11 protein-coding genes are annotated in these 12,746 nt (G+C 71.4%); 7 read left to right on the top strand and 4 right to left on the bottom strand.

The window, feature by feature from the left end; genetic code table 11:
- The first annotated feature begins 8 nt into the window (after positions 1-8).
- From CLV71_RS21400 to CLV71_RS21370, 7 genes are read left to right on the top strand one after another with little or no spacing between them, the layout of a single operon-like run.
- Entirely contained in the window at positions 9-1,379 is a 1,371-nt protein-coding gene (locus CLV71_RS21400) for an aromatic ring-hydroxylating oxygenase subunit alpha (protein ID WP_133904580.1), read from the top strand.
- Positions 1,380-1,396: 17 nt separating this feature from the next.
- Positions 1,397-3,229, top strand: a complete 1,833-nt coding sequence (locus CLV71_RS21395; protein ID WP_133904579.1) for a flavin-containing monooxygenase — start codon at positions 1,397-1,399, stop codon at positions 3,227-3,229.
- Positions 3,222-4,133, top strand: coding sequence for an SDR family NAD(P)-dependent oxidoreductase (locus tag CLV71_RS21390; protein ID WP_133904578.1), 912 nt, complete (start codon positions 3,222-3,224; stop codon positions 4,131-4,133). Before CLV71_RS21395 ends, CLV71_RS21390 begins: the two co-directional genes overlap by 8 nt.
- Positions 4,134-4,135: 2 nt before the next feature.
- On the top strand, positions 4,136-5,836 hold the full coding sequence (locus tag CLV71_RS21385; protein ID WP_208297656.1) for a thiamine pyrophosphate-binding protein: 1,701 nt from the start codon (positions 4,136-4,138) through the stop codon (positions 5,834-5,836).
- A gap of 1 nt (position 5,837) precedes the next feature.
- Positions 5,838-7,265, top strand: coding sequence for an aldehyde dehydrogenase family protein (locus CLV71_RS21380; RefSeq protein ID WP_133904577.1), 1,428 nt, complete (start codon positions 5,838-5,840; stop codon positions 7,263-7,265).
- 1 nt (position 7,266) lies between these two features.
- Positions 7,267-8,148 carry an SDR family NAD(P)-dependent oxidoreductase gene (locus CLV71_RS21375; RefSeq protein ID WP_133904576.1) on the top strand — a complete coding sequence of 294 codons (882 nt, stop codon included), beginning with the start codon at positions 7,267-7,269 and terminating at the stop codon, positions 8,146-8,148.
- Entirely contained in the window at positions 8,138-8,683 is a 546-nt protein-coding gene (locus CLV71_RS21370) for a nuclear transport factor 2 family protein (protein WP_133904575.1), read from the top strand. The genes CLV71_RS21375 and CLV71_RS21370 overlap by 11 nt, the downstream gene beginning before the upstream one ends.
- A 6-nt stretch (positions 8,684-8,689) precedes the next feature.
- Here CLV71_RS21370 and CLV71_RS21365 read toward each other — a convergent pair whose 3' ends face one another.
- The 4 genes from CLV71_RS21365 to CLV71_RS21350 are packed head-to-tail and all read right to left on the bottom strand — an operon-like array spanning position 8,690 to position 12,717.
- Positions 8,690-9,469, bottom strand: coding sequence for an enoyl-CoA hydratase/isomerase family protein (locus CLV71_RS21365; RefSeq protein WP_133904574.1), 780 nt, complete (start codon positions 9,467-9,469; stop codon positions 8,690-8,692).
- Entirely contained in the window at positions 9,450-10,694 is a 1,245-nt protein-coding gene (locus CLV71_RS21360; protein WP_133904573.1) for an acetyl-CoA hydrolase/transferase family protein, read from the bottom strand. Before CLV71_RS21360 ends, CLV71_RS21365 begins: the two co-directional genes overlap by 20 nt.
- Positions 10,691-11,563: an HpcH/HpaI aldolase/citrate lyase family protein gene (locus CLV71_RS21355; RefSeq protein ID WP_208297655.1), complete on the bottom strand. Its 873-nt coding sequence runs from the start codon at positions 11,561-11,563 to the stop codon at positions 10,691-10,693. The genes CLV71_RS21360 and CLV71_RS21355 overlap by 4 nt, the downstream gene beginning before the upstream one ends.
- Positions 11,560-12,717 (bottom strand): CaiB/BaiF CoA transferase family protein, encoded by a 1,158-nt coding sequence (locus CLV71_RS21350; protein WP_208297654.1) that lies wholly within the window; start codon positions 12,715-12,717, stop codon positions 11,560-11,562. The genes CLV71_RS21355 and CLV71_RS21350 overlap by 4 nt, the downstream gene beginning before the upstream one ends.
- Positions 12,718-12,746 lie beyond the last annotated feature (29 nt).

The raw sequence follows: 12,746 nt of genomic DNA, 5'->3' as shown, positions 1-12,746 counted from the left end.
AGTAGTCGATGACCGACATCGTGGACAGCAAGGAAACCGTGCCGGAGGAACTGTCGGAGCCGCTCACGATCGGTGTCGAGGCGTACATCTCCGCGGACTACGCACGCGCCGAGCGGGACAGGCTGTGGGCGAAGGTGTGGCAGCAGGTCGGCCGCGTCGAGGAGATCCCCAACGTCGGTGACTACCTCACCTACGACATCCTCGACGACTCGCTGATCGTGGTGCGCACGGCGAAGGACACGATCCGCGCCTACCACAACGCCTGCTCGCACCGGGGCCGCCCGCTGGTGGACGTGCCCTCCGGCGCGAAGCACGCCCGCGGCCGCGGCCGGCAGTTCGTCTGCGGCTTCCACGGCTGGCGCTACAACCTGGACGGCCAGTGCACCCACGTCTCCGAGCGGGAGGACTGGCCCTGCGGGCTGACCGAGGAGAACACGCGGCTCACCGAGGTCCGGGTCGACACGTGGAGCGGCTGGATCTGGATCACCATGGACCCGGACTGCGAGCCGCTGCGGGACTACCTCGAACCCGCCGCGTCGCTGCTCGACCCGTTCCACCTGGAGAACATGCGGCCGAGGTGGCGGCGCTGGCTCGTGTTCGACTGCAACTGGAAGACCGCGCTCGAGGCGTTCATGGAGACCTACCACGTGCCGGGGACCCACCCGGAGTTCATGAACTTCGGCAGCTTCCTCGGCTGGGCCAAGGCGCAGGGCAAACACAGCAACATCGGCTACGACGCACCCAAGGGCCTCGACGAGAACCAGGCGAAGCTGCGGCTCGGCGCGGGGGCCGACCCCCGCGTGTCAACGGCCGAGCTGCAGAACTTCACGTGGGAGCACGCGAACACCAACACCACGCAGACACTCGTCGACGCCGCGCGGCGGCTCGTCGACGAACTGCCGGAGGGCACGTCGTCGGGCGAGGTCCTCAAGCACTGGCTGGACTCGGCCCGGCAGGACGACGCGAAGCGCGGCGTGGTCTGGCCGACCGTCGACCCCGTGCACGTCGGCAGGAGCGGCACCGCCTGGCAGATCTTCCCCAACTTCCAGATCGGCCACGCACTCAACAACATGCTCTGCTACAGCGCCCGCCCCTACGGCTACGACCCCGACAAGTGCTACTTCGACGTCGCGGTCTACGAGCTGTACCCGCCGGGCGAGGAACCGGCCACGGAGTGGGAGTACACCCCCGCCGACGACCCGGCCTGGCGGACCGTGCTCCCCCAGGACTTCGACAACATGGCCGCCGTGCAGAAGGGCATGAAGACCCGGGGCTTCACCGGTCCGAAGCCCAACCCGTACCGCGAGCGCAGCGTCGCCAACCTGCACCGCAACCTCGCCAGGTACATGGGCACCGGCGCGCCCCGCGACCTCACCTGAGCCCCGAGGGTCCACACATGCAGAACTGCGCTCCCACCAGCACACCCGAGATCGACCAGGCGGCACTTCGCGAGAAGTACCTGTCCGAACGCGACAAGCGCCTCCGCCCCGAGGGCCAGAAGCAGTACGTCGAGGCGGGCGGGGAGTTCGCCGACTACTACGAGGTCGACCCCTACACCCCGGTCGTGCCGCGGTCCCCCATCACCGAGGACGTCGAGGTCGCCGTCCTCGGCGGTGGCCTGTCCGGACTCATCGCCGCCGCCCGGATCAGGCAGGCGGGCATCGCCGACATCCGGATCGTCGAGCTGGGCGGTGACTTCGGCGGTGCCTGGTACTGGAACCGCTACCCCGGCATCCAGTGCGACACCGACTGCTACTGCTACCTGCCCATGCTGGAGGAGGTCGGGTACATCCCGACGCAGAAGTACGCCATGGGCAGCGAGGTTTTCGAGCACTGCCAACGCATCGGCAAGCACTTCGGGCTCTACGACAAGGCCCTCTTCAGCACGCTGGTCCGCTCGATGACGTGGGACGAACAGGCCGCGCGCTGGCGGATCGCCACCAACCGGGGCGACGACCTGCGTGCCCGCTTCGTCGTGATGTGCCAGGGGCCGTTCAACCGGCCGAAGCTCCCGGGCATCCCCGGCCTCACCGACTACAAAGGACACACGTTCCACACCGCTCGCTGGGACTACGAGTACACCGGCGGCGGCATGGACGGCGGCCTGGACGGGCTGGCCGACAAGAACGTCGCGATCATCGGCACCGGCGCGAGCGGCATCGGCGCGATCCCGCACCTCGCCCGCTCCGCCCGGCACCTCCACGTCTTCCAGCGGACACCGTCCTACATCGACGACCGCGGCAACGCGAAGACCGATCCCGAGTGGGTGAGGACGCTGACGCCGGGCTGGCAGAAGGAGCGCAGGCGCAACTTCCACACCGCCGCGTTCGAGGCGTTCGCACCCGGCCAGCCCGACCTCGTCTGCGACGGCTGGACCGAGGTCAGCCGCAACCTCGCCGCACACCTGGACGCCACCGACGGCTGGGCCGCGATGACGGACCCGGGGAGGTTCATGGAACTGCGGGAACGCGAGGACTACCGGGCGATGCAACGCCTGCGCGACCGGGTGGACGCGGTCGTCGCGGACCCGGCGACGGCCGAGGCGCTCAAGCCCTACTACCGGTTCCTGTGCAAGCGTCCGGGGTTCAGCGACGACTACCTGCCGACCTTCAACCGCCCCAACGTCACGCTGGTCGACGTGTCGGCCACCAGGGGCGTGGAGCGGATCACCGAGCGGGGCATCGTCGCGGGCGGCGTGGAGCACGAGGTCGACTGCATCATCTTCGCGAGCGGCTTCGAGATCACCACCGACCTCGACCGCAGGCTCGGCATCGCGCCGTTCACCGGCCGCGGCGGCCGCTCGCTCTACGACCACTGGGCCACGGGCTACCACACGCTGCACGGCATCATGACCGACGGCTTCCCGAACCAGTTCTTCACCGGCTTCGTCCAGGGCGGCGTGACCGCGGCCACGACGGCGATGTTCGAGCAGCAGGCCGACCACATCGCCTACATCATCAGGGAGGCGGTGGCACGCGGCGCGACCACCGTGGAGCCGACGGCCGAGGCCGCGGACTCCTGGTGCGCGACCGTGCGGGAGACCGCCGTCGACAACACGAACTTCCAGCGGGAGTGCACACCCGGCTACTACAACAACGAGGGCGAGCGGCAGATCAGGTCACACCTGGGCGAGCCGTACTGGCCGGGCTTCTACGCCATGGAGGACGTCCTGCAGGCGTGGCGCGAGACGGGCGAGCTGGCCGGGCTCGTCCTGGACTCCGATGTCTGAGGCCAGGTTCGACGGACGCGTCGCCGTGATCACCGGCGCCGGCCGGGGGTTGGGACGGGCCTACGCGCTGCTGCTCGGCGGGCTGGGCGCGAAGGTCGTCGTCAACGACCCCGGCGGCAGCATGCGTGGCGAGGGCGTCGACACCGGTCCCGCCGACGAGGTGGTCGCGGCGATCACGGCCGCCGGCGGGGACGCCGTCGCCTGCACGGAGTCCGTGGCGACCGCGCGGGGCGGCCGGGCGATCGTCGAGTCGGCGCTCGACCACTACGGGAGGCTGGACGTCCTCGTCCACAACGCGGGCATCGTGCGGTCCGCGCCGCTCTCGGAGATGTCCTACGAGGACTTCGACGCCGTGCTGGACGTCCACCTGCGGGGCGCCTTCCACGTGGTGCGCCCCGCGTTCCCCGTGATGTGCGCGGCGGGCTACGGCCGGATCGTGCTGACGTCGTCGATCGGCGGCCTCTACGGCAACCACTACGTCGCCAACTACGGCACGGCGAAGGCGGGCATGATCGGACTGTCCAACGTGGTCGCCCTGGAAGGTGCCGAGCACGGGGTGGCGTGCAACGTGATCGTGCCCGGTGCCGTGACCAGGATGGCCGAGGGCATCGACACCTCCGCCTACCCGCCCATGGGGCCGGAGCTGATCGCGCCGGTCGTCGGCTGGCTCGCGCACGAGTCCTGCTCGGTCACCGGGGAGATGCTGGTGGCGATCGCCGGGCGGGTGGCGCGGGCCTTCGTCGCCGAGACCCCGGGCGTGTACCGGCCGGCGTGGACGGTCGGGGACGTCGGCGACCGGCTCGCCGAGATCCGCGACACGAGCGACCCCTGGATCCTGCCGGTCGTGCCCTCGGCGCACGTCGACCACATCCGCGACAGCTTCGCCATGGCCACGAAGGGCTGAACATGAAGGTCTACGAGCGCATCCTGGAGTTGTTCGAGGCCGAGGGCATCGACACGATCTTCGGCATCCCCGACCCGAACTTCGTCCACATGTTCCACCTCGCCGAGGAACGCGGCTGGACCGTGGTCGCGCCCCACCACGAGGAGGCCGCGGGTTTCATGGCGGAGGCCGTGTCGCGGATGACCGGGACGGCCGCGGTGTGCGTCGGCACGCTCGGCCCGGGGGTCGCGAACCTGGCAGGCGCGATGATGTGCGCGAAGGTCGAGAGCTCGCCGGTGGTCTTCCTCGGCGGGCAGCGCGCCCGCATCACCGAGCAGCGGGTCCGCCGCGGTCGCATCCAGTTCGTCAGGCAGGCCGAGCTGTTCGAGCCGTCGGTCAAGTACAGCGCCAGCATCGAGTACGCCGACCAGACCGACGAGATCATCCGCGAGGGCCTGCGCAGGGCACTGACCGGGCGGCCGGGCCCGGTGTATATCGAGTACCCCTCGCACGTCATCCAGGAGGACCTCGACGTGGCGCCCGCGCTGCCGCCGCAGCGGTACCGGCTGGTCGACCAGACCGCGGGCGCGGACCGGGTCGCGGCGGCCGTGCGGCTCATCCGCGCGGCCACGCAACCGATCCTGCTGGTCGGGCACGGCGTGCACACGTCGCGTGCCGGTGCGGTGGTCAGGGCACTCGCCGACGTGATGGCGTGCCCGGTCATCCAGACCTCCGGCGGCACCTCCTACATCGCGGGGCTGGAGGACCGCACCTTCCCGTACGGCTTCTCGGCGTCGGCCATCGACGCGGTGGTGCGCTCCGACCTGTGCCTCGCCATCGGCACCGAGCTCGGTGAGCCGGTCCACTACGGACGCGGGCGGCACTGGGTCGAGAACGAGGCGAACCGGTCCTGGATCGTCATCGAGCAGGATCCCGAGGCGATCGGCGTCAACCGCGCGGTCGACGTGCCGCTCGTGGGTGACCTGCGGGCGATCGTCCCGCAGCTCGTCGACGCGTTGGCCGACACGCCGCGTACGCCGTCACCCGAGCTGGCCGGCTGGATCGCACAGGACGCGGCCACCCTCGCGGAGCTGGCGGAGACCGCGCCGTCGGGCAGGTCCCCCGTCCACCCCGCACGGCTCGTCGTCGAGGCGACGAAGGTGTTCCCCGCCGACGGGATCATGGTGCGGGACGGCGGCGCGACGACCATCTTCGGCTGGACCTACTCGCAGGCCAAGCCGCACGACGTGATGTGGAACCAGAACTTCGGCCACCTCGGCACCGGCCTGCCCTACGCCATCGGCGCGTCGGTGGCGGACGGGATGAAGCGGCCGGTGATGCTGGTGACCGGGGACTCGTCGTTCCTGTTCCACATCGCCGAACTGGAGACCGCGGCACGGCTGAACCTGCCGCTGGTCTGCGTCGTGGCCGTCGACTACGCCTGGGGCCTGGAGGTCGGGGTCTACAAGAGAACCTTCGGCCAGGGGTCGCGGGAGACCGGCACGCACTGGAGCACCGACACCCGCCTGGACAAGGTCGCGGAGGGCTTCGGCTGCCACGGCGAGTACGTGGAGCGGGACGCGGACATCGCCCCGGCCATAAAACGGGCCTACGCCTCCGGGAGGACGGCCGTCGTCCACGTGGCGGTCGACCCGAAGGCGAACTCGGAGGAGATGCCGAGCTACGCCGAGTTCCGAACCTGGTACGCGGAAGGAACGCAGTGACATGCGGGAGTATCTGAAGTTCTACGTCGGCGGCCGGTGGGTCGACCCGGCCGAGCCGACCACGATGACGGTGGTGAACCCCGCGACCGAGCAGGTGTGCGGCACGGTGGCGGTCGGCTCGGCGGCCGACGTGGACCGCGCGGTCTCCTCGGCCCGCGGCGCCTTCGCAGGCTGGTCCGCGACCAGCGTCGCGGACCGGGTCGCGGTGCTCGAGAGCATCCTGGCCGTCTACCAGCAGCGCGCGGGCGACCTCGCCGCGGCGCTGACCGAGGAGATCGGTGCGCCGACCGCGCTCGCCACCAGCAACCAGGTGGGGCTGGGCGCCGGGCACCTGACGACGGCGATCGCGGTCCTGAAGGAGTTCGCCTTCGAGGAAGGGCGCGGCGCGACGCTCGTCGTGCGGGAGCCGATCGGCGTCTGCGGCCTGATCACGCCGTGGAACTGGCCCATGAACCAGATCGCGGTGAAGGTGTTCCCCGCGCTCGCGACGGGCTGCACGATGGTGCTGAAGCCGTCGGAGAAGTCGCCGTTCACCGGGCAGGTCTTCGCCGAGATCCTCGACGCGGCCGGCGTGCCCGCGGGGGTGTTCAACCTCGTGCAGGGCGACGGTCCCGCGGTCGGCGTGCCGCTGTCGAGCCACCCGGACGTCGACATGGTGTCGTTCACCGGGTCGACGCGTGCTGGTGTGGAGATCGCGCGGAACGCGGCGCCCAGCGTCAAGCGGGTGACCCAGGAGCTGGGCGGCAAGAGCCCGAACATCGTCCTCGACGACACGGCGTTCGCGGAGAACGTGGCCAGGGGCGTCGTCAGCATGATGGGCAACTCGGGGCAGACGTGCAGTGCGCCGTCCCGCATGCTGGTGCCCCACACCAGGATGGACGAGGCTATCGCCGTCGCGCGGGAGGCCACGGCCACGGTCACCGTCGGCGACCCGACCGGTGACGCGGCGATCGGCCCGGTGGTGTCGGGCGGCCAGTTCGACAGGATCCAGGCGCTGATCCAGAAGGGCATCGACGAGGGCGCCACGCTGGTCGCCGGCGGCACCGGGCGCCCGGACGGGCTGGCGACCGGCTACTACGTCAGGCCCACGGTCTTCGCCCACGTCACCAACGACATGACGATCGCCCGCGAGGAGATCTTCGGGCCCGTGCTGACGATCCTGGGCTACGCCGACGTGGACGACGCCGTGGCGATCGCCAACGACACGGAGTACGGCCTCGCGGGCTATGTCGCGGGCGCGGACCTCGACGCCGCACGCGCCGTGGCCCGGCGGCTCCGGGCCGGGTACATCTCCATCAACGACGGGTTCGACTTCGCCTGCCCGTTCGGCGGCTACAAGAAGAGCGGCAACGGCCGCGAGTGGGGCGAGTTCGGCTTCCACGACTACCTGGAGATCAAGGGCATCCTGGGCTACGACCCCGCCTCGTGACATGGGGTCGCTGACCGGCCGGGTCGTCGTGGTGACCGGCGCCAGCCGCGGGATCGGCAGGGGCGTCGCGCTGGCGCTGGGTGCGGAGGGGGCGACCGTCTACGTCACCGGGCGCACGGTCACCCCCGGCACCCACCCGCTGCCCGGCACGGTCGGCGAGACCGCGGCCGAGGTCGACCGCCGGGGCGGCACCGGCGTCGCCGTGCGGGTCGACCACGCCGACGACGAGCAGGTGGCGGCCCTGTTCGCGCGGGTGGCGCGGGAGCAGGGCAGGCTCGATGTCCTCGTCAACAACGCCTTCGCCCTGCCGGAGAACCTCACCGAGCCGCGGCCGTTCTGGGAGAAGCCGTTGTCCGACTGGGCAATGGTGGACGTCGGCGTGCGGTCCAACTACGTCGCGGCCTGGCACGCGGCGCGGCTCATGGCGCCGAGGCGGTCCGGCCTGGTCGTGGCGATCTCCGGCTACGTCGGGGTGACCTACACCTACGGCGTCGTCTTCGGCACGTGCAAGTCCGCGGTCGACCGCATGGCGCGTGACATGGCGGTCGAGCTGGCGCCGCACGGGGTGGCGTCGGTGTCGCTGTGGCAGGGCCTCACCCTGACCGAACGGGCGCGGCGCAACCTCGCCCGCGATGCCGCGATGACCTCCCGGACGGTCACTGACCCCGCGAACGCGTGCACCCCGGAGTTCCCCGGCCGGGTGATCGCGGCGCTGGCCACGGACCCGGCGGTCATGGCGCGTTCCGGCGGCACGTTCATCACCGCCGAGCTGGCGCGCGAGTACGGCGTCACCGACGTCGACGGCGCCGTCGTCCCGTCCCTGCGGGCCGAGCGCGGCGCACCCGTCTGGCACCCGATCGTGGAGGCACGTCATGGAGGCTGAACGCATCGCCCGGCTCGAACGCCTGCTGGAACGGCAGGACATCCTCGACGCGCTCACCCGCTTCGCGCGGGGCATGGACCGCTTCGACCGGGCACTGTTCCTCTCGGCGTTCCACCCGGACGCCACGATCGCGGCGGGGGACTTCGTCGGCGGCGCCACCGCGCTGTACGACTGGGCGGCGGCCGTGCACGAGCGGGACCAGCGGTCGACCCAGCACAACCTGGTGAACCACAGCTGCGAGATCACCGGCAGCACCGCCCACACGGAGACCTACTACCTGTTCGTGGGCCGCAACCGCGACGAGACCAACTGGGTGGCCGGTGGCCGTTACCTCGACCGCTTCCAGCGGCGGGACGGCACCTGGCGCATCGCGTTCCGCACGACCGTCATCGAGTGGTCCGGCATGCTGCCGACCACCGCCGTGCCGTTCGCCGACGTGCCGGACATCCACGGCAACGGCATCCCCGCCCGCGACCTCGGCGACCCCTCCTACCGCCGGCCGCTGGTGAACCTCCGCGTCCCGAACCAGCCGTAGGACGCGCTACCGGCCCTGCCACCGGGGAGCGCGCCTCTCGGCGAACGCCCTCGGGCCCTCCTGGGCGTCCTCGCTGTGGTAGCAGTGTTCCGACGCGTGGCGGGCCGCCTGGAGTGCCGCCGTGCGGCCCATCTCCGTCGCGAGCATGACGACCTCGCGTGCCGCCCTCACCGACAGCGGTGCGCCCGCGAGGATCTCGTGCGCCAGGTCGAGCGCGGTCGCCAGCAGGTCGGCAGGCTCGGCGAGCCGGTTGACGAGGCCGATCTCGTAGGCCCGCCGCGCGGTGACGGGGCGCCCGGTGAGCAGGAGCTCCATCATGATCCGCTGCGGGATCATGTGGATCAGCGGCGCCGCCCACGGGGACGCACGGCCCACCCTGACCTCCGTCACCGCGAAGGTGGCACTCGTGCTCGCCACGCACAGGTCACACGCCTGGGCGATCATCCACCCGCCCGCGTACGCCGCGCCGTTCACGGCCGCGATGGTCGGTTTGGACAGTTCCACCGTGTCGTACGGGACGGGGAACATCTCACGGGGCGGCACCCCCATGCCGGTCGCCACCATCTCCTTCAGGTCGCCGCCCGCGCAGAACGCCTTCTCCCCCAAGGCGGTGAGGATCGCGACGCGCAGCGCCGGGTCGTGTTCGAACCGGTCCCACGCGGCACCGAGCCCGTCCCGGACCTCGCGGGTCAGGCAGTTGCGTGACCGCGGCCGGTTGAGCGTGATGACGGCGATGCCGTCGTCGCGGGCGTCGAACAGGACGGCGTCAGAAACCTCGCTGGGCAATGGCGTGTGCCTCCCGTGCCAGTTCTTCGCGGAAGTCGGGGTGGGCGATCGCCACCAGCCTGCCCGCGCGTTCGGCGAGCGAGCGGCCCTTCAGCTCGGCCGCGCCGAACTCGGTGACGATCACGTCCACGTCGCTGCGCGCGACCGTGACGGGGCCGGACAGGGCGGCGGTGATCCTGCTGACCGTGCCGCCCCTCGCGGTGGCGGGCAACGCGACGACGGCGTGACCACCCGGCGAACGGGCACCTGCCCGGACGAAGTCGCCCTGCCCACCGGTGCCGCCGAGGTAGGCCGAGCCGCTCTGCTCGGCGTTGACCTGGCCGGTGAGGTCGACCTCCACCGCCGAGTTGACGGTCACGAGCCGGTCGAGCCGCGCCAGCACCGCCGGGTCGTGGGTGTAGGACGCCGCGCACAGGCGGAGGTCGGGGTTGCGGTCGGCGTGGGCGTAAAGGCGGCGGGTGCCGATGAGGGCGCCGGTGACCGAGACGCCCCGGTCGATGTCCTTGCGCGCGTTGGTGACCACCCCCGCCTCGACCAGGTCGACCAGGCCGTCACCCAGCATGCCCGAGTGCACGCCGAGGTCCGTGCGGTCACGCAGCAGGCGGAGGATCGCGTCGGGCACGGCCCCGATCCCGGTCTGGAGGACCGAGCCGTCCTCGACGTAGGCGGCGGCGTGGTGCGCGATGGCCTCGTCGGTGTCGGTGATCCGCGCGGGAGGCACCTCGACCGGCGGCCGTGACACCCGGACGGCGTGGTCGATCGCGGCCGAGGGGAGCGTCTCGCCGACGGTGAACGGCACCTGGTCGTTGACCTCGGCGATGACGACACGGGCCTTCGCGACCGCGGCCAGCACGTGGTCGCCGATGAGCCCGCAGCTGTGGTCGCCGTTCTCGTCGGCCGGGCTGACCTGTACGAAGGCGACGTCGCAGCCGATGGTCCCCGCCTCGATCAGCGGGCCGACCTGGCTGACATGACACGGGACCACGGTCAGCTCGCGTGCCTTCGCCATGGTCCGCAACCCGCCGATCGCGCCCATGCTCGACAGCGAGAAGCCCGCTCCCGGGGTGAACAGGCCGGAGAAGCTCGTCGCGACGAACGCCGAGAGCCCACCGATGTCGCCGGCCTGCGCGAGCAGCGCCTCGACGAGCGTGGTCGGCTCTCCGCACGCCTGCCCCATGACGATGCGGTCACCGGGACGCAGGTGGCGGCGCAGGTCCACGCTCATCCTCGACCACCCGCCGCCAGCACCGCGCGGGCCCGGGCGAGGTGGGGGCGGTCCAGCATCACGCCCCGGTGGCCGATCGTCCCGGCACCGGCGTTCGCGGCGAACAGGTCGACGATCTCCTGCGCGGCGGCGAGTTCCGCCGTCGTCGGCGTGAACGCCGTGTTGATCACGTCGACCTGGGCGGGGTGGATGGCGAGCATGCCCTGGAAGCCGTCCCGGCGCACCTTCTCGGCCCGCGCACGCAGGCCGTCGAGGTCGCGGAAGTCGCCGTGGATGGTGTCGACCGGCGCGACGCCCGCGGCGGCCGCGCCCAGCAGGCACAGGCTTCTCGCCAGCTCGTAGGTGAACCCGTAGCTCCCGTCGGGACCGCGGTTCCCGGCGGCACCGACGGCGTCGGCGAGGTCCTCGGCGCCCCAGGTCATCGCCACGACCCTCGGCGCGCCCACGTACGAGCCGGTGGTGAACATCGCCGCGGCGGTCTCGGTGACCAGGACGATGACCTTCGTCGTGGCCCGGTCGATCCCGGCCGAGACCTCCAGTGCCGACAGGTAGTGGTCGAGCCGTTCCGCGTCCGCCCGGCCGTTCGCCTTGGGCAGCATGACGCCTCCCGGGCGTGCCGGGATCACCACGGCCAGGTCGGCGAGCGCGTGCGGGCCGTCGAGGGGGTTGATCCGCACCCACAGCCGTGCCCGGTCCGCCTCGGGTCGGGCGGCGAGGAAGTCCGCGACCATCGTTCGTGCGGCGGGCTTGGCCTCCTCGGCCACCGCGTCCTCCAGGTCGAGGATGGCGACGTCCGCCGGGCCAGCGGCGGCCCTGACCATCTTCTTCTCGCTGTCACCCGGGGCGAACAGCCAGGAGCGTGCGATCACTGGTTTCCCTCCACCAGACCGAGTTCGGCCGCGACCTCCTCGGTGTGGGCGCCGAGTCTCGGCGCCGGGCCCGCGACCCGGCCGGGGCTGCGGGAGAACCAGGCAGGCGAGCCGGGGAACCGCACCGGGCCGTTCGGCGTGTCGACCGTCTCGAAGAAGCCCACCGCGTCGAGGTGCGCGTTGTCGAACAGCTCGTCGAGCGTGCGGACCGGGGCGGCGGGGATGTCGAGGGACCGCAACAGGTCCAGCCACTCCTGGGTCGTGCGGGCCGCGAAGGTCTCCCCCAGCAACGCGTAGACGGTGTCGATCTGGCGTGCTCGCTGCTCGAGGGTGGCGAACCGCGCGTCCGCCCACTCCGGACGAACGGCCGCGACGAACGCGGACCACTGCTTGTCGTTGTACACCAGGGCGGACAGGTACCCGTCCTTGGTGCGGTAGGGCCTACGGTCGGGTGTCACCGCACGCGGGTACCCGGCGCCACCGAGCGCGGGGCTGAACAGCGCGCCGCCCGCGTGCTCGACGAGCATGAACGAGGCCATGGTCTCGAACATGCCAATCTCGACCTCCTGGCCCTCGCCGGTCCGTTCACGGTGGAACAACGCCATCGTGGTGGCGTACAGGGCAGTCAGCCCGGCGACCTTGTCCGCCAGGATGGTGCCGACGTAGGCGGCCCGGCCGGTCAGCCTCTCCTGCGCGGACACGAGGCCGCACTCCGCCTGGATCGTGTCGTCGTAGGCGGTGCGATCGGCCTCCGGGCCGCGGCGGCCGTAGCCGTAGCAGTTGGTGTAGACGACCGACGGGTTGACCGCGGCAACGTCCGCGTAGCTGAAGCCGAGCCGCGCGATGGCCGTGGCCCGCATCGAGTGGATGACCACGTCGGCCCGTGCCACGAGTGCGCGCAGCGACGCCTTTCCCGCCTCGGTGCGCAGATCCAGCACCACACTGCGCTTGCCGCGGTTGACGTTGACGAAGACGCCTGCCATGCCCGGTTCGGGCCCGACCGAGATGTAGCGGGTGTTGTCCCCCGACGGTGGCTCGATCTTGACCACGTCCGCACCCATGTCGGCCATGATCTGTGTGCAGTAGGGCCCCATCACCATCGCCGTGAGGTCGACGACCCGCACCCCGGACAACGGTCCCGTGTGTGACTCCACGCGTTCGACACTATCTGGTGAATCCTTGC

The sequence above is a fragment of the Actinophytocola oryzae genome, from assembly GCF_004364325.1.
In the GTDB taxonomy this organism is placed as follows: domain Bacteria; phylum Actinomycetota; class Actinomycetes; order Mycobacteriales; family Pseudonocardiaceae; genus Actinophytocola; species Actinophytocola oryzae.
The sequence above is the reverse complement of the archived record's forward strand: the minus strand, read 5'-3'. Positions and strand labels throughout refer to the sequence as shown.

Excerpts from the sequence above, each read along its gene's own strand:
- CLV71_RS21400 (WP_133904580.1), top strand. The coding sequence starts at position 9 with ATGACCGACATCGTGGACAGCAAGGAAACCGTGCCGGAGGAACTGTCG.
- CLV71_RS21395 (WP_133904579.1), top strand. The coding sequence starts at position 1,397 with ATGCAGAACTGCGCTCCCACCAGCACACCCGAGATCGACCAGGCGGCA.
- CLV71_RS21390 (WP_133904578.1), top strand. The coding sequence starts at position 3,222 with ATGTCTGAGGCCAGGTTCGACGGACGCGTCGCCGTGATCACCGGCGCC.
- CLV71_RS21385 (WP_208297656.1), top strand. The coding sequence starts at position 4,136 with ATGAAGGTCTACGAGCGCATCCTGGAGTTGTTCGAGGCCGAGGGCATC.
- CLV71_RS21380 (WP_133904577.1), top strand. The coding sequence starts at position 5,838 with ATGCGGGAGTATCTGAAGTTCTACGTCGGCGGCCGGTGGGTCGACCCG.
- CLV71_RS21375 (WP_133904576.1), top strand. The coding sequence starts at position 7,267 with ATGGGGTCGCTGACCGGCCGGGTCGTCGTGGTGACCGGCGCCAGCCGC.
- CLV71_RS21370 (WP_133904575.1), top strand. The coding sequence starts at position 8,138 with ATGGAGGCTGAACGCATCGCCCGGCTCGAACGCCTGCTGGAACGGCAG.
- CLV71_RS21360 (WP_133904573.1), bottom strand. The coding sequence starts at position 10,694 with ATGAGCGTGGACCTGCGCCGCCACCTGCGTCCCGGTGACCGCATCGTC.